Genomic DNA, 20,136 nt, shown 5'->3' with positions numbered 1-20,136 from the left:
CAGCTAGTCTTCCTTTATTTCTAATTGCTTACCTTCTGACCACAATTTTTCAACATTATAAAAATCGCGTGCTTCTTCGGTAAAGACATTGACAACGACATCGCCTAAATCAAGTAATAGCCAGTTAGACTCGCTTGACCCTTCAATGCGGTAATCATAGTAGTCAGCCTGGTGCGCTTCATCAACAATTGCATTGGCAATCGCGTGCAGCTGGCGATTTGAGCCAGCACTAGTTGCAACATAATAATCAGCCAAAATACTAATTCCTTGCATGTCATAGGCAATTGTATCTTCACCATGACGGTTGCTGATCGCTTTTAATACAAAAGCTAAAATTTCTTTACTAGTCAAATTTTTCTCCTTAATTATCTTTAATACTCCACACGTTATAAGCCTTAAAAGTGCGGGGATAAATCTTATTTCTTTTTTCAGCTAAAAAACTGAGACTGTGCGCTAACTGATAGCCTACACCAGCATCTAAATTGGCAAACGTAACCTGACGCGCTTCTTCGACACCCGGAAAATCTCGTCCTGGCTCAATAAAGTCTGCCATAAAAACAATCTTATCTAAAGTTGTCATTTCGACATCACCAGTTGTATGCCGGTCAACTGCTGTCAGAATTTCACTGTCAGTAATTTGCAAGTCACGTTTAATAAAGTAAGTCCCAACAATTCCGTGCCAAATTGCCCGATTCCAATTTAAAAGGTCTTGGTCAAAGCCCTGCGTCTTAATCACTTCACGATATTCAGAAACAGGTACCTGTTTAGCATAATCATGAACAAAGCCGGCTAAAGCTGCCTTATCCTCATCATAATGGTTAAGACGAGCCAATTTTTGTGCTGTTTGACTAACACGCACGCAATGCGCAAATCGTGGTGCATCCATGTTAGCTTTTTCTTTAGCAATAATTTCCTGACTTGATAGCGGTGAATAAGTGTTGGCAAAAAATAAATCAGTCATAATACAGTCCCTTTCGATGAATATAATCGCGCACTGATTCTGGAACTAAATATCTAATTGAACCACCCATTGTAATTGTTTGCCTAATTAAACTTGAGCTGATGTCAATTGCTGGTACATCAACCCAAATCATTGGCAGTTGCGGCTTTTGCTCATAACCAGGACGCCTAATGCCAACCAAAGTTGCCAATTGGGCTAACTTAAGCGGCTCTTTCCATTCACCTAAATTATTCACCTGATCGCTGCCCATAATCAAATAATAATGATTTTGTGGTGCTTTTTCATGCAAATAAGTCAGCGTATCAACTGTATAAGAAACACCGCCGCGAAGCAATTCGAATAACTTCACCCGAAAGCGCGGATTATCCTGGGTTGCTAATTCTAGCATATTTGCCCGATCTTCTGCAGCTACAGTCGGCTTATCTTTCAAAGGCGGAATATTAGTTGGAATAAACCAAATCTCATCCAAATGCAGCTTCGTCAGAACCTGTTCGGCAACCACCAAATGGGCTAAGTGAACCGGATTAAAGGTGCCGCCCATAATCCCAATCTGTAGTCCATGAGCTTGCGTAATTTCTTCTTCTTCAACTTGAATTATCGGCTTTTTTTCAATACTTTTTGCAAACGTCATTCTTCGCCTCTAAATTAACGCGCGTCTAATTCCCAATCCAATCTTATCAGGCGTGTATATTTTAACTAAACAATCAGCTGGAACTGTAATAAAACCAATTCCACCAAATAAGACGTCACTCTTATAAGCCGTATGCATTTCTTGACCCTTAAGTGCCGGCAAATTTTCACCCTCTGACGGAGGCGTTAATAAGTCGCCTACATGCTTTTGGTAAAACTCATCCGCATTCTCTGTCTTTGTCCGGTGAACATACAAGTCACGGGCAACATAAACCGTAAAGCTGGTTGGCTCACCCTTTAAGTAATCAATCCGGCCCAGACCCGCCAAAAATAGCGTATTACCCGGCTTTAACTGGTAAGTAGCTGGCTTAAGCGGCTTTTGCGGTGAAATTGCAGCCAAATCTTGCGGATTAAGGTGAGTTGCTAACTGATTTTCCGACATAATTCCCGGTGTATCAACCAAAAAATGGCCATTTTCTAATGGAATTTCAATTCGGTCAAGTGTTGTTCCTGGGAAACGTGATGTCGTAATTAAATTCTTGATGTCGCCCATCTTGTCAACAATTGCGTTTAATAGCGTAGATTTACCAACATTAGTCATCCCAACAAAATAAACATCTTCATTGCGTGATTTTTTATCTAAATAAGCAATTAACTCAGTCAAATTTTTCTTTTTGGCAGCACTGACTAAGAAAATCTTCTTTGGAAACAAGCCAACCCGGTTTGCTTCCTGCCGCATCCAATCTTTGATTTTACTTTCGCGTGAATTAAGTGGAAACAGGTCAAACTTGTTGCCGACTAAAATCAACTCATTATCACCGACAAAACGTTTCATTGATGATAAGAGTGAATTAGTAAAGTCAAACAAGTCAACAACATTAACTATTAATGCCTTCTTTTCAGCTAGAGAGTTGAGCAGTGCCAAAAAGTCATCGTTATCAACATCAACCGGCATGATTTCATTATAGTGTCTTAGCCGAAAGCAGCGTTGACAATACAGGTCATCCGCCTCGTCTTCACTTTCAAGTGCCTTTTTAAGTCGCGAAGCTGGTAAGTAACCGGCTTCTTTGGGGTCATCAGATTGCAGCTTGGCGCCACAACCGATACAAATAATATCATCCATTTTTTAATGTCTCCTTAAAAGTTACACGGTGAGAAATTGCTAAAAAGAAAAAGATAATTTTTTCAAAAAAGCGGTTAATCCGTGTATTCCACTTGTCTGTCTCAATTAATGGCTTAACTAGTACCGATTCAACACCAGCCAAGTTACCGGCTTGAATATCGGTGATTAGCTGGTCACCAACCATCATGACCTGCTTCTTAGTCAAACCCATTTCCTGCCGCTTCTTCGTAATTGCAAAAGGCATCGGTTTTTTGGCTTTGGCAACAAACTCAATATGATACGGGTTAAGTACCTTCCCAACTCTAGCTGCATTATTATTCGAAATAACAACTAGCGTGATACCGGCAGCAGCCAGTCTGCGATTGAGCTGATCCATTTTCTTAGCCGTCTCAAACTCATTCCATGCAATGAGCGTGTTATCTAAATCCGAGAACACTGCCTTAACATCCATTTCATGAAGTACATCAGTATCTAAATGATAGATTGTATCAATTGTGTAACGTGGCCTGAATATCATCTGGCTCCCCTTTTCTAGCATATTCTTAGTCTAATATATCAAAAAATAGCGTCAAGGTCATAAATTTTGACATAAAAAAACGGCGCCATAAGCGCCATTTTTGAATTAATTTAAAGCTTTTTTAGCAGTTTCTGCTAATTGTGCAAAAGTCTTTGAATCGTTATAAGCAATGTCAGCCAACATCTTACGGTTAATGTCAACACCAGCTACTTTCAAGCCGTGCATTAACTTAGAATATGAAATATCATTTTGTCTTGCTGCAGCATTGATTCTGGCAATCCATAACTTTCTGAATTCGCTCTTACGTCTTCTACGGTCACGGAATGCATATCTGTAAGATACAAATAATTGTGTACTTGCAGCCTTAAATTGCATATGCTTTGCGCCACGGTAACCCTTGGCAAGCTTCATAACCTTCTTACGACGTTTACGTGTTACTGTTCCACCTTTAACTCTTGGCATCTGAAATTCCTCCTAAATATCGTTGTTCTCGTCTAACTTGATAATTAACGCATTTGAGAGAGCATCTGTTTGATGCGCTTCAAGTCGCTGCGTGAAACTAATGCAGCCTTTCTCAAATGACGACGTTGCTTCTTGGTCTTACCGTGGAAACGGTGGCCAGTAAATGCGTGATGACGCTTTAATTCACCAGAAGCTGTTCTCTTGAAACGCTTTGCAGAAGCGCGGTGGGTTTTCATTTTAGGCATTTTTCAATTCCTCCAAATTAACTAGTTTTTACTTTTTGTCACTCTTAGGAGCGAGTATCAAGAACATTGAACGACCTTCCATCTTCGGCTTGCTAATCACAGTAGCAATATCCGCAGTGGCTTCAGCCATCTTCTCCAGCACTTCACGTCCTAATTCCTTGTGGGTGATTGCACGACCTCTGAACCGAATCGAAACACGAACCTTAGCGCCCTCTTTAGTGAGGAACTTTTGCGCGTGCTTTAACTTAGTGTTAAAGTCGTTACCTTCAATGGTTGGACTTAAACGGATTTCTTTAACACTGACAGTCTTGGACTTCTTACGAGACTCTTTGAGTTTCTTTTGTTGTTCAAAACGGTACTTACCATAGTCCATGATGCGAGCAACTGGTGGCTTAGCATTAGGCGAAATCAGAACTAAATCTAAATTCGCAACACTTGCTTGCCGTAATGCTTCAGTCTTAGTTACTACACCAACTTGATCACCATCTGCATTAATTAAACGAACTTCGCGTGAACGAATTTGATCGTTTAATATTAAATTCCTTGGTATAATTCTTCACCTCCGTGTTAATTTGAGGACAAGAAAAAGGACGGGTATTAAGTTACCCGCCCATAATCAACAGAAAATATCGATTAGCCCAGAGGTCAACTTAACTTAGGCGAGAAGCGGGAGCTTCTTCTTGTTCTCAACTAATAAATTATTATAGTACTGCTGCGGCATTCTTGTCAATAAGTTGACGATAACTTTTCGATATTTAAGTAAAAAATGCACCCAGTATGATTAAAACTAATCATCTGAATGCATTTCTATTCAAAATCAATTTAACTGTTTACCAACTAGATTGCCCACTATCGACAAAGTAAAGCAAACCACAAAATAAAGTAGCGCCAGAGCCACAAACATCGGCAATGTGAAGTTAGCATTTTGACCGTAAACAATTTGCGCTTGCTGCGTCATTTCAGGAACAACAATGATTGTTGCTAGTGACGTATCTTTAATTAACGATACTAATTGACTGACAAGCGTTGGAATCATGTGTTTATATGCCTGCGGCAAGACCACATGCCACATTGTCTGGGCAAAATTCATCCCTGTCGAACGTGCACCCTCCATTTGTCCGGTTGCTACCGATTGAATTCCCGAACGCACAATTTCTGCAATCATTCCAGATTCAAAAACTGTCATCGCAATGATTGCTGCCGGAACAACATCGGGGCGAAAGCCAAAGTTAGGCAAGCCAAAATAAGTAAAGAAAATAATTAGTAATAACGGCAAGTTTCTGACCAGATCAACAATAAAGCCGACAACTGCCGAAACGTACTTGATTTTAGCAAACCGTAAAATTCCCATTAATGAGCCAATAATAAAACTCAAAACCATCACAATTAGGGAAATATACAGTGTAACCCTTAATCCAAGTAATAAAAAGCGAATATTAATCCACGAAAAAGCATTAGTCCAAATTTGCATCGCTCTTCCTCCTAGCTTAATTTCTTTTCTAAATAATGCATGTAGTAACTTAATGGCATTGTTAAAAGTAAGTACAATATACCGACCACCAAATAACTATTGATTGTATCAAATGTCTTCGATGCAATCGCATTGGCCTGATAAAGCAAATCAAACCCAGCCACAAAGGCCAAAATAGAAGAATCCTTAATCAAATTGACAAATTGATTGCCAAGAGATGGAATAACGATTTTAAAAGCTTGCGGCAAAACCACATAGCGCATTGCCTGCCAATAAGTCATTCCTGTAGAACGGGCACCTTCCAGCTGGCCCGATTCAACTGACTGAATTCCAGAGCGGATAATCTCGGCAATGAATGCTGACGTGTAGAGCGTCAAGCCAATTGTCCCTGCAGTGAAACCGTTAATTTTAAAGAAGTATAACGGAATAATCAAGTACAAGAACATTACAATGACCAGTAACGGAATATTACGAAAGACTTCGATATAGATTCGGCACAGCAAATGAACTAATTTGCTCGGCAGCATTTGCAAAAGTGCAAGTACTGTTCCAATGATTGAACTAAAAACTAGGGTAATCAAGCTGCATAATAAAGTCCAACCCAGACCAACTAAAAGCTGACTACCAAAATGGGTAAAGATATTAATCATCGTTGATACATCTCCTTGTAGTTAAACCCGGGAACTTGACCAAACCATTTTTTAATCAAGTGATTGTATTCCCCACTATGCTGCAGCTGGGTAATTGCGCGATTAACAGCCCGTTCAAACGGTTTTTGCTGCTTATTAATCGCAATACCATACGGTTCTTTGGTAAAAGTACCGCCAGTTACAACCAAACTAGGATTTTCAACTGCCAAACCATACAGCACCCCATTATCTGACACTAAGGCATCACCTTGGTGCGATTTCAAAGCACTTACAGCTTGACCGTAGTTTTGCATCCCAATTACTTTTGCCTTGGGCGCAAACTTTTTAACTACTTCAGAAGAATTATCACCAACAATTCCAATAACGGTTTTCCCATTCAAATCATGCACGTTTTTAATGCTTGAATTAGTTGGCACGAGCAAGGACTCGCCCGCATTGAAATACGAATTAGAAAAGTCAATTACTTTTTTACGCTCAGGAGTGATCGACATTGTGGCAATCACGGCATCCACATTACCATTTTTGAGCAGCGGAATCCGAGATTGAGCAGTTGCGGTCACAAACTTAGCTTGACCACTTGGCCCTAAAATCTGCTTAGTAATTGCTTTGGCAAGGTCAATTTCAAACCCCTTATGGACATCGTCACGCACGTCAATCAGACTAAAGAGTTTCATATCTGCTTCTACGCCCCAAGTAATCGTCTTGGAGCTTTGCGCATTTTTCAAAACTGCCTGATCGGCAACTTTTTGCCGGCAGCCTGACAAAAACAACATACAAAACAAAACCGGAATTAACCAAAATTTCTTTTTCATGATGGTCACTCCTTAATGCGCAATAATTTTACTTAAAAATTGTTGTGCACGTTCAGTTTGCGGCTGCTGGAAAAAGTCTTGGCTGGCGTCATCTTCGACTATATGACCCTGATCCATAAAAATCACGCGGTTAGCTACTTCTTTAGCAAAGCCCATTTCATGCGTCACGATTAATGAAGTCATGTCACTAGCTGTCGTGACTTTTTTGATAACCTGCAGCACTTCATCAATCATTTCTGGATCAAGTGCTGATGTTGGTTCGTCAAAGAGCAGTAATTTAGGACGCATTGCCAAAGACCTTGCAATTGCAACCCGTTGCTTTTGCCCGCCGGATAACTGACGCGGCATGTTTTCAGCCTTATCAGCTAGACCAACCATCTTTAGTAAGGCTAGTGCTCGCTGCTTATTTTCAGCTTCTGGCACATGACTCACAATTCGCGGCGCTAACATAATGTTTTCCAAAACATTTTTATTCGCATAAAGATTAAAATGCTGAAAAACCATCCCAACGTCGCGACGCAAAAGATTGGCGTCAGTCTTAGGATCTGACAAATCGCGATTATTAACGATTAATTGCCCATCCTCAATTGATTCTAACTGGTTAATTGTCCGAATTAACGTACTTTTACCAGAGCCAGAAGGACCAATCAAGACAACGGTCTCTCCTCGATCAATTTTTAGATTAATATCGTGTAAAGCATGAAACTTACCATAAAATTTCTGCACATTGCGGAATTCGATCATCGACATAAATTTCTCCTCATTAATATTAGTAGAAAGTTTAAGTATCAAATTGAACACTCAGCTAGCTAAAATCCAGTAAAGCCAATCGTCTACACTACGTTTGTAACTCGACAGACAATACCAACAGATTTTTTAAATTTAAAAGTGCCGAAATTAATAATATGTTTTCTAATTCTTAATTATCTTTTTTATTTTTCACGTGAATATGACTTAACGTCAGCGTCAATTTCTTTAATGAATTCGTCTAAACTCTTAGCAAGTTCTTTGTCGGTACCATAAGGACGAACATTGACACTATTGTCTGCCATTTCCTTATCACCCAAAACAAGCGTGTAAGGAACTTTTTGGGTTTGAGCTTCACGAATCTTGTAACCCAATTTTTCATTTCTAAAGTCAACTTCTGCTCTGAAGCCGCGCTTGTTCAATTCGTCGCGAACCTTCTTAGCATAATCGCCGTGAGCATCAAGGTTAACTGGAATAATTTCTACTTGAACTGGAGCCAGCCAAGTTGGGAATGCACCCTTGTAAATTTCAATTAAGTAAGCAATGAACCGTTCCATCGTACCAACGATTCCACGGTGAATCATAACTGGACGATGTTCCTCGCCGTCTTGACCAATGTAAGTTAAGTCAAATTGTTCTGGCAACATGAAGTCAAGTTGAATGGTCGACATGGTTTCGTCGCTGCCCAAAGCTGTCTTAGTTTGAATATCAAGCTTAGGACCATAGAATGCTGCTTCGCCTTCTGCTTCAACATAGTCAAGGCCCATATCATCCATAGCACCTTTAAGCATTGATTGACTTCTTTCCCACATGTCATCATTAGCAAAGTATTTTTCGGTATTCTTTGGATCACGGTATGACAAACGGAAGTAGTAGTCAGTAATGTCAAAGTCTTTGTAAACGTCCATGATTAATTGCAAAGTTCTAGCAAATTCATCTTTGACTTGGTCTAAAGTAACGAAGGTGTGACCATCGTTCAAGGTCATTTCCCGAACCCGTTGCAAACCTGATAAAGCACCTGATTTTTCATATCTGTGCATCATTCCAAGTTCAGCAATCCGCACTGGTAATTCACGGTATGAACGAATATGGTGCTTGTAAATTTGAATATGTGATGGGCAGTTCATTGGTCTTAATTCAAGCATTTCGCCATCACCCATATCCATTGGTGGGAACATGTCATCGCGGTAGTGTGCCCAGTGACCTGAAGTCTTGTAGGCATCCAAGTTCATCAATACTGGTGTGTAAACGTGTTGGTAACCACGAGCAACTTCTTTATCAATGATGTAGCGTTCAATCACGCGGCGAATAGTGGCACCCTTTGGCATCCAGTAAGGAAGACCAGCACCAACCTTAGGGTCAACGAAGAATAAGTCAAGGTCACGACCGATTGTCCGGTGGTCGCGTTCCTTAATTTCTTCGCGGCGCTTAATGTCGGCATCAAGGTCAGTCTTCTTGAAAAAGGCAGTTCCAGAAATCCGTTGCAGCATTGGGTTAGAAGATTGACCTTGCCAATATGCACCAGCAACACTGAGCAACTTAAATTGCTTAATCTTACCAGTATTTGGCAAAAGTGCACTGAAGCCAAAGTCAACGAAGTCACCTAACTTGTATGCAGAAACTGTATCATCTTCAGCCTTTAACAATTCAAGCTTGAACTTGTCATCTTTAAAGATGTCTTCTAACTCGCTCTTAGACATTTCTACTTGTTCAATCTTGGCACCACTCTTAACAGCCTTTTGGATAGCCTTTTCTAATTGTGGTAATTCACCAATTTTAATTTGGTTTTCTTTATCAGTGTCAACGAAAAAGCCATCACTATCTGCATCATGCTCACCCAAACGTAATTCTGGATAAGCCTTCTTAGCAACTGCTTCAAAAACAAAGGCAACAGTTGCACGTAAAACGTTCAAGCCGTCTTCATCTTTATCAGTAATAATTGCTACTTCTGCATCATCATTTAATTCGTAATCAACTGGCTTTAATTCGCCGTTAACTTTTCCGGCCAAGGCAGCCTTACCAAGTGAAGTTGAAATGTCATGTGCCAAATCGGCAATTGAAACAGCTTGGTCATAGTCACGGTTTGACCCATCAGGCAAAGTAATTGAAAAACTCATGTTTACCTCCATAAACAAAAAAGTCCCAGTGCAATTAAGCACTGGGACGTATATTAGCGCGGTTCCACCCAAATTAGATTAGAGTATCTCTAACCCTCTCTTAAGATTGATAATGGAATCCAGCCTTTGTTAAAACCTTTATTAGTAGAATGAGTGGGGTCTTGCTCATGAAGGACTTCCAGAAAAGCGTCCTTCTCTCTGAATTAAGCAACATCATGTTCATTCGTTGCACTTAATTATACGCAAACGACATTTAAATGCAAGAACTTTTTAATAGAAATTGCTTAAAAATAAATTAATGACGCCGATTAGGACCTGACACTACTACCTCTTTGGCGAGTGTCCGTACACGCTCCATTAGGCGCTTTGCCTTAATCGGATCAATTGCATTCTTGGTCTCTTTGAAATGTTCTTCCAAGTCCGCCATTGCAAAATTAGATGAGAAAAAGGTCGGCAGCACATTATCCATTCGTGCCTGCAGAATTACGCCCAACACGTCATCACGTGACCATTGGCTCAGAGTCTCGGCACCAATATCGTCTAATAGCAATACATCAGCTTGACTAACGCGGTCAATTTCTTTTTGCAGGCTGTTATCTTCAAAATGACTGGACAGACCAGCAATAAATGTCGGCACGTGTAAAAAGACCACCTGCTTGCCCATCGCCGCAACTTGATTAGCTAACCCAGCTAATAAGTAAGTCTTACCCACACCAAAGCTTCCTGATAAGTACAACCCTTTTTGGTGAGGATTTAGGGGATAAGCAGCTAAAAATTTACCAATAGCTGTCAACGCCGAAGACCGTTCCGACGTTGCATCCGCTTGACTCAAGCGCACATCGTGCAGAGTTTGCGGCAAATTAATCAGGTGCAAATGCTTTTTGGTATTAGCACGCAAATTTTGCTCAATTTTGCTTTCATCCGGCACATAACGCAAGTCAATAGCATGATGATTCAAAAATAATTCAGGTCGATAACCTGCTGTTACTGGGTCTTGTTTATGCTGAGCCGAATAGTACTCATAGAGGTTAGACCAGCTCTTTTTAATCATTTCGGAAGTAATTTGGTCCTTGTGATGGTTCAAAAATTGCTGAATACTCTCATCCGCCAAAACCTGCTGGTAAATTTGTTCCAAATTATGCTTCCTAGCAATTTCCGGATTCAAATTATTAATAATATCACCAATTGACTGCATAAACTCACCTACTTCATGCCATTTTTATCTTCTAAATCTTTAAAGAATTTTTTCAAGTCGGCAGAAGAAACATCTGTACTTTGCTCTGCTGTCTTCTTACTCCAGTCGGTACCCTTTTCAACCTTTTTAGCTTTTGTCGAATAACGAGGATAGTAACTCTTCTTCTGCTGGCGCTTTTCCATGTATTCTAAAGCCTGACTGCCTGTCTTAACACCATGCTGCAGCCAATCATGCAAGATTGTATTAGCCAAACGGTAAGACACTGACGGCCCACTGTTTAAGCAGGCATAGGTCAAGATATTGAGTAATTCTGCTGGAATATCTTTTTGATTATACAAATTATCCAGCACCTTATACTCACTGGCGTCAACATAGTCATGCTTGTCAGTCTTCAAGCGGTACAAAAATTGCGCCGGCGACTTCGTCTGCGCTAGCTGCAAAATCCGCTGGTCACGCAAGCTCAAACTAGAATTGTCTTGAATTGAGGCTTGTTGGTCTTGTGTTTGCTGCAAATTCTTCCGTGTACCTTCAGCGTGAATATTTTCCGCAATGGTCCGCTTAATCAGCGGCATATCAAGCTCATAGCTATCATGCAGGCAGGGCAAAGTTTCGTCGACAAATTCCTGCTCCGACAAGCCATAAGTGCGCATTATTCCCCTAATTGCTGCCCGATTTTTATCAATTTCACTGGAATCAATTTGGTAAATTTCAAACTGCTCTTTCATAAACTGCCAGTCAATCGTATCTTGCTCATTAACACTGGCCTTAGCAGCCGGCTGTGCTTGATTTTCCTGGGCTGCTTGCTGGACATCTTGCGAGGGACTAATTGCCTCCTCATCCGGCAAACGAAAAACATCCATAAATGAGGCAGAGACATCCTTAGCACTCTGCATGCCATTAACCTGATTTTCACTGCGCTTATTTTCCCGGGCAAAGGCATGGCTCAACGACTGAAAAGTTGTCACGCCGACTTTTTCTTTTAATAAGCTTGCCAAAAGGGCTGTCGCAAAAAATTCACTGCTAGTGGGCACGCAAGTTAAAGAAAACAGCAACACTTGCCCCATGATTTTATTCTTAATAATACGCGTCTTAACAAGTCCCACTGCCTCTAGTTTATGCAGTGCTTGAAACAATTCTTTCAAACTGCAGTCAAGCTGTTCTTGCAGATGGTAAATACCCTTGCTGTCAGATAAAATTGCCGCCGCATCATAATCGGCCATCAAAGTTAAGTAGAGAGCAATGCCACTAGCACCAACGAGCGGTTGGTACAGCTTAATTAAGACTTGCAGATCCTGCGGGAAAACCGTCACCTGATTAATAATAAAAAAAGGTTGTTTGGGATTAGCGGTCTCAAACATCATTAGTCCCCTTTTCCTCACGTTTAGCAATCATGTCTTCCATGGTCTTCATAAAACTGGACATATCTTTAAATTCCCGGTAAATCGAGGCAAATCGAATGTAAGCAACATCATCAATATCAGCCAATTCGTCCATGACAATTTGCCCGATTTTCTTTGATGAAATTTCGCTGATGCCTTGTTTTCTAACCTTGTTTTCAACATGGTCAACCAGCTGTTCAAATTGGGCACTCGTAATTGGACGCTTTTGCCCAGCAGCCATCACACCATGCAAAATTTTCTTACGGCTGAACGGCTCCCTTGTACCATCATTTTTAATGACTAACAATGGGGTCGTTTCCATGCGTTCAAAGGTTGTAAACCGAAAGCCGCAATTTTCACATTCACGTCTGCGACGAATCGCCCGATTTTCGTCGCTGGGACGAGAATCAATTACGCGTGAGGCATTTTGCCGACAATTAGGACATTCCATTCTTCTCTCCTTTTAATTTAAATAGCAACTGGGCCAATTGGGCCTCTAATTCTTCTATTGTACCAGTATTTGTAATTACATAGTCGGCCAACTTGACTTTTTTAGCAAGTGGCATCTGACTGTTAATCCGATTTAGCGCCGCCTTACGCGTTAAGCCATCACGCGCCATCAGCCGCTTAATCTGCATTTCTTCAGAAACTGTAATTAGCAACGTCTTGTCGCAATACTTTTGCGCGCCCGATTCAAATAAGACCGGAGCATCCAGAATAACCAGCTGCTCACCAGCTTGTTTATTTTGCGTAATTTTAGTCTGAATTATTTGAAAAATCAACGGGTGGGTAATTTTATTCAAGATACTCAATTGCTTAGGATCACTGAACACCACTTCGCCAAGCTGATGACGATTAATCGTTTGGTCCGGATTTAAAAAATTACGGCCAAATTGCTGGACAACTTGATGATAACCAGCTTCACCAACATTCAAAATATCATGAGCAATCAGGTCACTGTCAATAATCGGCAGTTGCTGCTTTTTAAAAAAGGCATCTGCCGTACTTTTGCCGCTGGCAATTCCGCCGGTTAAGCCCAACACTAGAGTCATTTGTAAACCACCTGGCACTCAGGACAAAAAGTCGTCCCTCGACCATTAACCTTGATCTTTTCAAGCGAATTGCCACAGCGCGCGCACGGTTCACCCTGATGACCATAGACCCGCAACATTTTTTGAAAGCCGCCGGTTTCACCATTAGCATCAAGATAAGTATGCACTGTAGTACCACGCTTAGCAATCGCTAGAGTAATTAGCGCGTTAATATTGTCATGCAGTTCTGCCACTTTTTCCCTAGGAATTTGACTAGCAACACTTAATGGATGAATTTTCGTTTCCCACAAGACCTCGTCAACATAGATATTGCCTAACCCGGCAACAATAGTTTGGTCAAGCAAAGTACTCTTGATATTTTTCTTCTTGCGGCTAAGTCCGGCTGCTAAAAATTCCACCGTAAACTCGGTAGAATTAGGTTCAAAACCAAGTTTACTAATTCCAGTGACAATCTTTTCTGTTCCCGTTGCAACCAGCTGCATGCGGCCAAACTTGCGCACGTCGTTATAGCGTAAGGCTGTATCATCAGTAAAGGCAAACTGCACGTGATCGTGTTTATCCTTAGGTTCGGCAACTGTTGTCAGCCGATATTTACCTTCCATACGCAAATGCGACACAATTGTTAAATCGCCACTTAGACGAATTAATAAGTACTTAGCATAGCGATCAATGGTTAAAACCTTCTGACCAGTAACTTGTTTGACAAACTCATCATGGTCGCTGGCAATAATTTTAGGATACCACAAGGTGATCTCTTTAATTGTTTTTCCTTTAATCAAGGGAAGCAAAGTACGGCGCACTGTTTCAACTTCCGGCATTTCTGGCATTAATTTTTCTCCTTATTTTGCATCATACCAATTGTGACCCCAACCGGAATCAGCAATTAGCGGAATATCAAGCTGGACTGCTGACTGCATGACCTCGGGAACAATCTTCTTAATCGTTTCCAGTTCATCCTTAGGCACATCAAAAATCAGCTCATCATGAACCTGAACTACCATCTTTGTCTTGAGGTGTAATTCATCCAACTTCTTCTGCATATTAATCATGGCAATCTTAATAATATCAGCAGCTGACCCCTGAATTGGTGAGTTTATCGCGGTTCTTTCCGCAAACGACCGCACATTGAAATTCTTGGCATGAATATCAGGTAAGTAACGACGTCGGTGCATAATTGTTTCGGCATAGCCCTTTTCACGCGCTTCTTGAACAGCCTTGTCCATATAATCGCGAATTTGCGGATATTGCTCAAAGTAATTATCAATAAATTCCTTGGCCTGTTTTCGACTGATGTTCAAATTCTTAGACAGGCCATAATCAGAAATTCCATAAACAATCCCAAAGTTAACGGCCTTTGCTCGGCGACGCATTAATGGCGTTACTTCATCTGGAGAATCTAAGTGGAAAATCTTCATTGCCGTGTGTGAGTGAATATCATAACCTGTCTTAAAGGCTTCCTGCATGTTTTCGTCACCAGAAACTTGTGCCAAAACCCGCAATTCAATTTGCGAGTAGTCACAAGAAAAAATGTAGCCATCAGGCGTGCTTGGAACGAAGGCCTTTCTGATTTGCTTGCCTTCTTCGGTTCTAGTCGGAATATTTTGCAAGTTAGGATCAACTGAAGACAAACGTCCTGTTGCCGTCAACGTCTGCAAATAGCGCGTATGAACGCGACTATCCTTTTGAATAACATCAAGCAGACCCTTAACATAAGTCGATTGAATTTTAGCAATCTGTCGGTAAGTCAAAATTTCATCAATAATTGGACTTTGGTCTTTTAACTGGTTCAAAACGTCAACTGAGGTTGAATAACCGGTTTTGGTCTTTTTAATTGGCGGCAAGCCCATCTTTTCAAACAAAATATGCCCTAATTGCTTAGGAGAATTAAGGTTGAAACGTTCCCCAGCTTCTTGGTAAATCTTGTTTTCAAGGTCTTGCAATTCCACAGCAAACTCATTCTGCAGTTGAATTAAAGTGCCTGCCTGTACCTTAATGCCGTTCATTTCCATTACTGCTAAAACGCGCGCTACCGGAATTTCAATACTGGCAAATAAGTCATCCTGTTCATGATCCTTGAGCTGCTTTAATAATTCATCCTTCAACCTAACAATCGACTGGGCTTTGCTGGCCAAGTGGCTGAATAAAATCTGGTCATCATCAGGAACGTGCTCCTTTTTGCCCTTACCATAAACTTCAAAGTCACTCTTGACAGAATAGTCACCATACAAATGGCAAACTTCGCCCATGTCATTGGAATTATTCTCGTTATTAACTAAGTATGATGCCAGCAGCATATCATAATCAATTCCCTGAACTTGGATATCTAGGCGATTGAGACCAACCATTGTTCGTTTAAGGTCAAAGACATCTTTTTGAATTTCGTTATTTTCTAAAATTTGCTTTAATTGCTCGGTCTGCAAAAGTTCAACATCCCGGCTGACAAAGGTTTGCTCGCCAATTTTAAGGGCAAAACCAATAAATTCTGCCAAGTGATAATTGGCACCCAGCATCCCCAAATAAAAGCTGACAGTATCTCCTTCAACAACCTTAATTTGTTCTAGCCGCTCTTTAGTAAGTTCAACATAGTCAATCTTAACTTCTTCAGACGCATTTTCACCAGAAGCAGTATCTGATGTGTCCAATTGGTTTAAAAATTTACGAAAATTCATCTTTTCGTAAAACTGCCGTAATTTTTCTTGGTCAACCTTTTGCCGCTTAACACCTGCTAAACCAATCGCTACTGGACTTTCACGGTTAATGGTTGCTAATTTTTTAGCTAAAAAGGCCTTATCCTTGTCGTTAATTAAGTTTTCCTTTAGCTTGGACTTTTTCATATCAGCTACATGCTCGTAAAGTCCCTCAACTGAACCATACTGCTGGATTAAACGTGAAGCCGTCTTTGGACCAACCTTAGTTACTCCGGGATAATTATCAGAATTGTCTCCCATGAGTGCCTTCATATCAATAAATTCAGTTGGCGTCACGCCATTGATTTCCTTCATGTGCTCTGGCGTATATGCTTCTAGGTCTGAAACGCCAGACTTAGTTACCATGACCGTTGTCTTTTCTGAAGCTAATTGAGTTAAATCCTTATCTCCAGTAACGATTGTCACCGCCATATTTTGTTCTTCGCCAAGACGCGCGAAAGTCCCGATAATATCATCGGCTTCATAATTCTTTAGTTCATAAGTCGCAATCCCTAAATCATGCAGCATTTCTTGAATATACGGTAACTGCTCCAATAATTCAGGCGGTGTTTTCTGGCGGCCGCCCTTGTAGTCATCGTACATGCTATTTCTAAAAGTTGTCTTGCCGGCATCAAAAGCAACCAAGACATAATCTGGCTCAACGTCTTTTAATAGAACATCCAGCATATTTTTAAAAGTATAAATGGCATTAGTGTGCAGACCTTCAGCGTTTTTGAAGTTTTCAAGTTGCCGGTAAAGTGCATAGAACGCACGAAAGGCAACGGAATTACCATCAATTAAAAGTAATTTTTGATTAGCCATAATTCTCCTCGTTATTAATTCGTCAGTTAATTCACATACCATTCTAACAGTTTTAATGGCTTCTAGCAGGTTACTGACTTACTTATAATTTAAAAAAACTAGTCGCGTTGCAACTAGTTTCTTAGTTAATTTTATTTTTGCAATAATTTTGCGAAGGCATCTTCGTATTTTGGTATATCACCGGCACCCATGAAGACAATAACGCTGTCATGGTTCTGGGTTAAATCAGCAATATTAGCCAAATCAATAACTTCTGAGCCTGGAATTTGCGCAGTTAAGTCTTCACTTGATATATCGCCAGCACTCTCACGAGCAGATGCATAGATCGGCGTTATATAAGCCTTATCAACATCACGCAAAATTTCTTCAAAGTCCTTAGCGTATTTTTTAGTCCGTGAAAATGTGTGCGGTTGAAAGACAACAACTAGACGTTTACCCGGGAACTTTTGGCGGGCAGCTTGAATGGTAGCCTTCATTTCGGTTGGGTGGTGAGCATAATCATCAATTACATTAATATCACCGTAGTCAGTTTCAGTAAACCGGCGTTTGGCACCACTGTAAGTCAACAAACCTTCTTGAATATCTTCTAGCGGAATTTTTTCAGTATAAGCAACCGCCACAACTGCCGTCGTATTCAAAATGTTATGGTCACCAAATAAGTGAACTGTGAAGCGGCCAATGTTTTTACCATGAGCTAAAACATCAAAAGTTGAACCAGTCGTTGTCCGGTCAATATTAACTGCTTGGAAGTCATCAGTGTCTTCAAAACCATAAGTATACTTAGGAATACTAGTCTTTAAAGCTTGCAGACGACTGTTGCCGCCCCAAACAAATAACCCCTTCTTAGTTTGATCGGCAGCTGTTTGGAAGGCTGAAGTATAATCGTCCTGATCTTTAAAGTAATCAGGGTGATCGAAGTCAATGTTAGTCATAATTTGATAATCTGGATGATAAGCCAAGAAGTGACGGCGGTACTCATCGGCTTCATAAACAAAGAAGCGCGAATCTTGGACGCCCTTACCTTCACCATCACCAATTAAATAAGAAGTTGGTGCAGCTTCACCGAGTACATGAGCTAATAGGCCTGTCGTCGAAGTCTTGCCGTGAGTTCCAGAAACACCAATACTGGTATGCATCGCTACGACTTCTTCAACTGTGTCAGGATAACTCTGCCAAGTAATACCCTGATCTTCACATGCCTTGACTTCAACATTATCGTCTTTAAAAGCATTACCCTTAACAATTATTTGACCGCTAGGCTTAATATTAGCAGCCGCAAAGTCAGCAACTTCAATCCCAGCTTTTTCTAGCGGTACTTGCGTAAAAGTGTACTTAGTAATATCACTGCCGGCAACCTTATAGCCTAAGTCGTGCAACAACAAGGCCAAAGAAGCCATCCCTGTACCCTTAATTCCAATAAACCAAATTTGTTTGTTCTTATCTAACATTTCATTTGCTCCAAATTTTATTCAATAATCGTTTATTATTTTACCATTATTAAGACCAAAAGAGCAGAGGCTAATTGGAAGCTAAAGAAATTTTTTACAAAGAAAAAAGACCTTTCCAAAAAGGTCTTTTGCAGATTATAACTTAATCTTGCCGCTAGCTAGCAATTCATCACAGACTTCTGGATCAAAAGCAGCGCCAATTGTAAAGTCATCAGGTACAACCATAATACCGCGCTTTTGCTCTGCATGTTCTAAGCCTAATTCGCGAGCTGAACAAATCATGCCGTATGAGTCAACGCCACGCAAATCGCCAGGCCAAATTTGTTGACCATTAGGCATCAACGTACCAGGCAAGGCAACAACTACCTTTTGACCTTGAGCAATATTAGGTGCACCACAAACGATTTGGTGTTCCTCGCCATCGCCAACTTCAATCGTGGTGACATGCAAGTGGTCGGAATCTGGGTGCTTGTCACAAGTCTTAACTAAGCCATAAACAAGAGTTGGCTTGCCATAAGCTAATTCAGTATCAAAGCCAGCTTCAGTCAGCTTTTGGTTCAAAGCTGCCAGCTCAGCATCTGTCAACTTAACTTGACCATCTGGCAATTTAGCATAGTCAATTACCTTGTCAACGTTAAAAAAGTTGTAACCAGTAACGTTACCTTGTTCATCAATAACTTGAGTAATGTCGCCCTTTTCCACGTATTCGCTCTTACCGTGATCTTGACCCAAAATCACGATTAATGTATTAGGATAACTGCGTTTATTAATACTAGTAATCATTAAATAATCTCCTTAATTAGTCAAGTGACCGCAAAAAGTCCTCAACTTCATCTTTGGTCTTACGATCCTTATTTACTAGTCTACCAATTTCTGCGCCATCTTGGTAGACAACAAATGATGGAATTCCCATAATATTTAGTTCTTTAGCTAAATCAATTGAGCCATCACGATCAATTTGATAAAACTTGCTATCGGCAAAATCTTGCTCAATTGCCGGCATAAATGGATCTAAAAAGCGGCAGTCTGGGCACCAATCAGCAGAAAATTCCAAGACAGTACGACCATTTTTAGTAATTTCAGTTAATTTTGTTTGCGTTAATTCTTTAATTTGTTCCATCAGTAAAACCCCTTTTATTGTTAACCGATACCTAATTATTTTACTCCAAAATCAGCATGAAGAGCATAAATTGGATTACCTTTAGCCGCAAATTTGTGTTCGTATTCAGTTTCCACATTTTGCGCCACAATCTCTTCTGCTTCATGGTGCAAGTCAACAGACACAAAGTCAAAGTGCATCCCGTAATTATTCATACTCTTGAGTGAATACGCAAATAGCCCCGCATTATCCGTCTTAAACTCAATCTGTCCTGAATTAGTCAAGACCTTTTCGTACTTGTTTAAAAATGACTGGTATGTCAGCCGACGTTTTTCATGCCGTGTTTTTGGCCACGGATCACTAAAGTTAAGATAAATTACATCAGTTGAATTTGGTGCAAAAAAGGCATCAATTGCGGCTGCGTCCGCACATAAAATCTGCAAGTTATCGAGCTTTTTATCAAGCTTCGTCCGCAAAATAATACCGGCAGCCGTGATCTGTAATTCAACCGCCACAAAATTTTTCTCTGGGTGCATTTCAGCCAAAGTAGTAATGAAGTGACCCTTACCTGAACCTACTTCAATTTCAAGTGGCTGCTCAGGCTTAGGAAAGCGGGCAGCCCAGTCAATCTTCACATCTGGATCTGGTCTGTCAAGAACACTCTCCGGATGGTTCTTCACTAACTCAACCGCCCACGGCTTATTTCGTAATCTCATTTA

23 protein-coding genes and 1 other annotated feature are annotated in these 20,136 nt (G+C 40.6%); all 23 genes read right to left on the bottom strand.

The genetic code is table 11. From position 1 onward, the window contains the following. Positions 1-3: 3 nt before the first annotated feature. A complete protein-coding gene (gene rsfS / locus PT278_RS07840; RefSeq protein WP_277131500.1) occupies positions 4-351 on the bottom strand; it encodes a ribosome silencing factor in 348 nt (115 codons plus the stop codon). Between the two features lie 10 nt (positions 352-361). Then, positions 362-961 carry a bis(5'-nucleosyl)-tetraphosphatase (symmetrical) YqeK gene (gene yqeK / locus PT278_RS07835; protein ID WP_277131498.1) on the bottom strand — a complete coding sequence of 200 codons (600 nt, stop codon included), beginning with the start codon at positions 959-961 and terminating at the stop codon, positions 362-364. Then, positions 954-1,592 (bottom strand): nicotinate-nucleotide adenylyltransferase, encoded by a 639-nt coding sequence (locus tag PT278_RS07830; protein ID WP_277131496.1) that lies wholly within the window; start codon positions 1,590-1,592, stop codon positions 954-956. Before PT278_RS07830 ends, yqeK begins: the two co-directional genes overlap by 8 nt. 9 nt (positions 1,593-1,601) lie before the next feature. Continuing rightward, the gene (gene yqeH / locus PT278_RS07825) at positions 1,602-2,714 is read right to left on the bottom strand and encodes a ribosome biogenesis GTPase YqeH (protein WP_277131493.1); all 1,113 of its coding nucleotides are present in this window, start codon (positions 2,712-2,714) and stop codon (positions 1,602-1,604) included. Next, entirely contained in the window at positions 2,707-3,231 is a 525-nt protein-coding gene (locus PT278_RS07820; protein WP_277131491.1) for a YqeG family HAD IIIA-type phosphatase, read from the bottom strand. Before PT278_RS07820 ends, yqeH begins: the two co-directional genes overlap by 8 nt. Before the next feature lie 105 nt (positions 3,232-3,336). Then, entirely contained in the window at positions 3,337-3,693 is a 357-nt protein-coding gene (gene rplT, locus PT278_RS07815) for a 50S ribosomal protein L20 (RefSeq protein WP_277131488.1), read from the bottom strand. Positions 3,694-3,737: 44 nt separating this feature from the next. Further along, a complete protein-coding gene (gene rpmI, locus PT278_RS07810) occupies positions 3,738-3,938 on the bottom strand; it encodes a 50S ribosomal protein L35 (protein WP_122018520.1) in 201 nt (66 codons plus the stop codon). A gap of 28 nt (positions 3,939-3,966) precedes the next feature. Next, on the bottom strand, positions 3,967-4,491 hold the full coding sequence (gene infC / locus PT278_RS07805) for a translation initiation factor IF-3 (protein ID WP_277131516.1): 525 nt from the start codon (positions 4,489-4,491) through the stop codon (positions 3,967-3,969). 23 nt (positions 4,492-4,514) lie between these two features. Then, positions 4,515-4,626, bottom strand: a sequence feature (ribosomal protein L20 leader region). 129 nt (positions 4,627-4,755) lie between these two features. Continuing rightward, on the bottom strand, positions 4,756-5,409 hold the full coding sequence (locus PT278_RS07800; protein ID WP_277131484.1) for an amino acid ABC transporter permease: 654 nt from the start codon (positions 5,407-5,409) through the stop codon (positions 4,756-4,758). Positions 5,410-5,420: 11 nt separating this feature from the next. Further along, positions 5,421-6,059: an amino acid ABC transporter permease gene (locus PT278_RS07795; protein ID WP_277131483.1), complete on the bottom strand. Its 639-nt coding sequence runs from the start codon at positions 6,057-6,059 to the stop codon at positions 5,421-5,423. Beyond that, the gene (locus PT278_RS07790) at positions 6,056-6,871 is read right to left on the bottom strand and encodes a transporter substrate-binding domain-containing protein (protein WP_277131480.1); all 816 of its coding nucleotides are present in this window, start codon (positions 6,869-6,871) and stop codon (positions 6,056-6,058) included. The genes PT278_RS07795 and PT278_RS07790 overlap by 4 nt, the downstream gene beginning before the upstream one ends. Before the next feature lie 12 nt (positions 6,872-6,883). Further along, on the bottom strand, positions 6,884-7,621 hold the full coding sequence (locus tag PT278_RS07785; RefSeq protein ID WP_277131478.1) for an amino acid ABC transporter ATP-binding protein: 738 nt from the start codon (positions 7,619-7,621) through the stop codon (positions 6,884-6,886). 182 nt (positions 7,622-7,803) lie between these two features. Further along, positions 7,804-9,735, bottom strand: coding sequence for a threonine--tRNA ligase (gene thrS, locus PT278_RS07780; protein WP_277131477.1), 1,932 nt, complete (start codon positions 9,733-9,735; stop codon positions 7,804-7,806). 295 nt (positions 9,736-10,030) lie between these two features. Further along, positions 10,031-10,930 carry a primosomal protein DnaI gene (gene dnaI, locus PT278_RS07775; protein ID WP_277131476.1) on the bottom strand — a complete coding sequence of 300 codons (900 nt, stop codon included), beginning with the start codon at positions 10,928-10,930 and terminating at the stop codon, positions 10,031-10,033. Between the two features lie 8 nt (positions 10,931-10,938). Beyond that, the gene (locus PT278_RS07770) at positions 10,939-12,288 is read right to left on the bottom strand and encodes a DnaD domain protein (protein WP_277131513.1); all 1,350 of its coding nucleotides are present in this window, start codon (positions 12,286-12,288) and stop codon (positions 10,939-10,941) included. Beyond that, positions 12,281-12,760, bottom strand: a complete 480-nt coding sequence (gene nrdR / locus PT278_RS07765; protein WP_277131473.1) for a transcriptional regulator NrdR — start codon at positions 12,758-12,760, stop codon at positions 12,281-12,283. Before nrdR ends, PT278_RS07770 begins: the two co-directional genes overlap by 8 nt. Beyond that, on the bottom strand, positions 12,747-13,361 hold the full coding sequence (gene coaE / locus PT278_RS07760) for a dephospho-CoA kinase (RefSeq protein ID WP_277131471.1): 615 nt from the start codon (positions 13,359-13,361) through the stop codon (positions 12,747-12,749). The genes nrdR and coaE overlap by 14 nt, the downstream gene beginning before the upstream one ends. Continuing rightward, entirely contained in the window at positions 13,358-14,188 is an 831-nt protein-coding gene (gene mutM, locus PT278_RS07755) for a bifunctional DNA-formamidopyrimidine glycosylase/DNA-(apurinic or apyrimidinic site) lyase (RefSeq protein ID WP_277131469.1), read from the bottom strand. The genes coaE and mutM overlap by 4 nt, the downstream gene beginning before the upstream one ends. 12 nt (positions 14,189-14,200) lie before the next feature. Continuing rightward, positions 14,201-16,870, bottom strand: coding sequence for a DNA polymerase I (polA, locus tag PT278_RS07750; RefSeq protein WP_277131467.1), 2,670 nt, complete (start codon positions 16,868-16,870; stop codon positions 14,201-14,203). A 131-nt stretch (positions 16,871-17,001) separates the two neighbouring features. Further along, positions 17,002-18,318 carry a UDP-N-acetylmuramate--L-alanine ligase gene (murC, locus tag PT278_RS07745; protein WP_277131464.1) on the bottom strand — a complete coding sequence of 439 codons (1,317 nt, stop codon included), beginning with the start codon at positions 18,316-18,318 and terminating at the stop codon, positions 17,002-17,004. Between the two features lie 135 nt (positions 18,319-18,453). After that, on the bottom strand, positions 18,454-19,101 hold the full coding sequence (ytpR, locus tag PT278_RS07740; RefSeq protein ID WP_277131463.1) for a YtpR family tRNA-binding protein: 648 nt from the start codon (positions 19,099-19,101) through the stop codon (positions 18,454-18,456). A gap of 16 nt (positions 19,102-19,117) precedes the next feature. After that, positions 19,118-19,438 (bottom strand): thioredoxin family protein, encoded by a 321-nt coding sequence (locus PT278_RS07735; protein ID WP_277131460.1) that lies wholly within the window; start codon positions 19,436-19,438, stop codon positions 19,118-19,120. Positions 19,439-19,473: 35 nt separating this feature from the next. Next, a complete protein-coding gene (trmB, locus tag PT278_RS07730; protein ID WP_277131458.1) occupies positions 19,474-20,133 on the bottom strand; it encodes a tRNA (guanosine(46)-N7)-methyltransferase TrmB in 660 nt (219 codons plus the stop codon). Between the last annotated feature and the right edge of the window lie 3 nt (positions 20,134-20,136).

Origin of the sequence: Lactobacillus sp. ESL0703 (assembly GCF_029433435.1) — a bacterium.
Taxonomy (GTDB): domain Bacteria; phylum Bacillota; class Bacilli; order Lactobacillales; family Lactobacillaceae; genus Lactobacillus.
Note: the sequence above shows the minus strand (reverse complement) of the source record. Positions and strands in the feature narration are given on the sequence as shown.

Coding starts and splice junctions, on each gene's coding strand:
- yqeK (WP_277131498.1), bottom strand. CDS start 961: ATGACTGATTTATTTTTTGCCAACACTTATTCACCGCTATCAAGTCAG.
- PT278_RS07830 (WP_277131496.1), bottom strand. CDS start 1,592: ATGACGTTTGCAAAAAGTATTGAAAAAAAGCCGATAATTCAAGTTGAA.
- yqeH (WP_277131493.1), bottom strand. CDS start 2,714: ATGGATGATATTATTTGTATCGGTTGTGGCGCCAAGCTGCAATCTGAT.
- PT278_RS07820 (WP_277131491.1), bottom strand. CDS start 3,231: ATGATATTCAGGCCACGTTACACAATTGATACAATCTATCATTTAGAT.
- rplT (WP_277131488.1), bottom strand. CDS start 3,693: ATGCCAAGAGTTAAAGGTGGAACAGTAACACGTAAACGTCGTAAGAAG.
- rpmI (WP_122018520.1), bottom strand. CDS start 3,938: ATGCCTAAAATGAAAACCCACCGCGCTTCTGCAAAGCGTTTCAAGAGA.
- PT278_RS07800 (WP_277131484.1), bottom strand. CDS start 5,409: ATGCAAATTTGGACTAATGCTTTTTCGTGGATTAATATTCGCTTTTTA.
- PT278_RS07795 (WP_277131483.1), bottom strand. CDS start 6,059: ATGATTAATATCTTTACCCATTTTGGTAGTCAGCTTTTAGTTGGTCTG.
- PT278_RS07790 (WP_277131480.1), bottom strand. CDS start 6,871: ATGAAAAAGAAATTTTGGTTAATTCCGGTTTTGTTTTGTATGTTGTTT.
- PT278_RS07785 (WP_277131478.1), bottom strand. CDS start 7,621: ATGTCGATGATCGAATTCCGCAATGTGCAGAAATTTTATGGTAAGTTT.
- thrS (WP_277131477.1), bottom strand. CDS start 9,735: ATGAGTTTTTCAATTACTTTGCCTGATGGGTCAAACCGTGACTATGAC.
- dnaI (WP_277131476.1), bottom strand. CDS start 10,930: ATGCAGTCAATTGGTGATATTATTAATAATTTGAATCCGGAAATTGCT.
- PT278_RS07770 (WP_277131513.1), bottom strand. CDS start 12,288: ATGTTTGAGACCGCTAATCCCAAACAACCTTTTTTTATTATTAATCAG.
- nrdR (WP_277131473.1), bottom strand. CDS start 12,760: ATGGAATGTCCTAATTGTCGGCAAAATGCCTCACGCGTAATTGATTCT.
- coaE (WP_277131471.1), bottom strand. CDS start 13,361: ATGACTCTAGTGTTGGGCTTAACCGGCGGAATTGCCAGCGGCAAAAGT.
- mutM (WP_277131469.1), bottom strand. CDS start 14,188: ATGCCAGAAATGCCGGAAGTTGAAACAGTGCGCCGTACTTTGCTTCCC.
- polA (WP_277131467.1), bottom strand. CDS start 16,870: ATGGCTAATCAAAAATTACTTTTAATTGATGGTAATTCCGTTGCCTTT.
- murC (WP_277131464.1), bottom strand. CDS start 18,318: ATGTTAGATAAGAACAAACAAATTTGGTTTATTGGAATTAAGGGTACA.
- ytpR (WP_277131463.1), bottom strand. CDS start 19,101: ATGATTACTAGTATTAATAAACGCAGTTATCCTAATACATTAATCGTG.
- PT278_RS07735 (WP_277131460.1), bottom strand. CDS start 19,438: ATGGAACAAATTAAAGAATTAACGCAAACAAAATTAACTGAAATTACT.
- trmB (WP_277131458.1), bottom strand. CDS start 20,133: ATGAGATTACGAAATAAGCCGTGGGCGGTTGAGTTAGTGAAGAACCAT.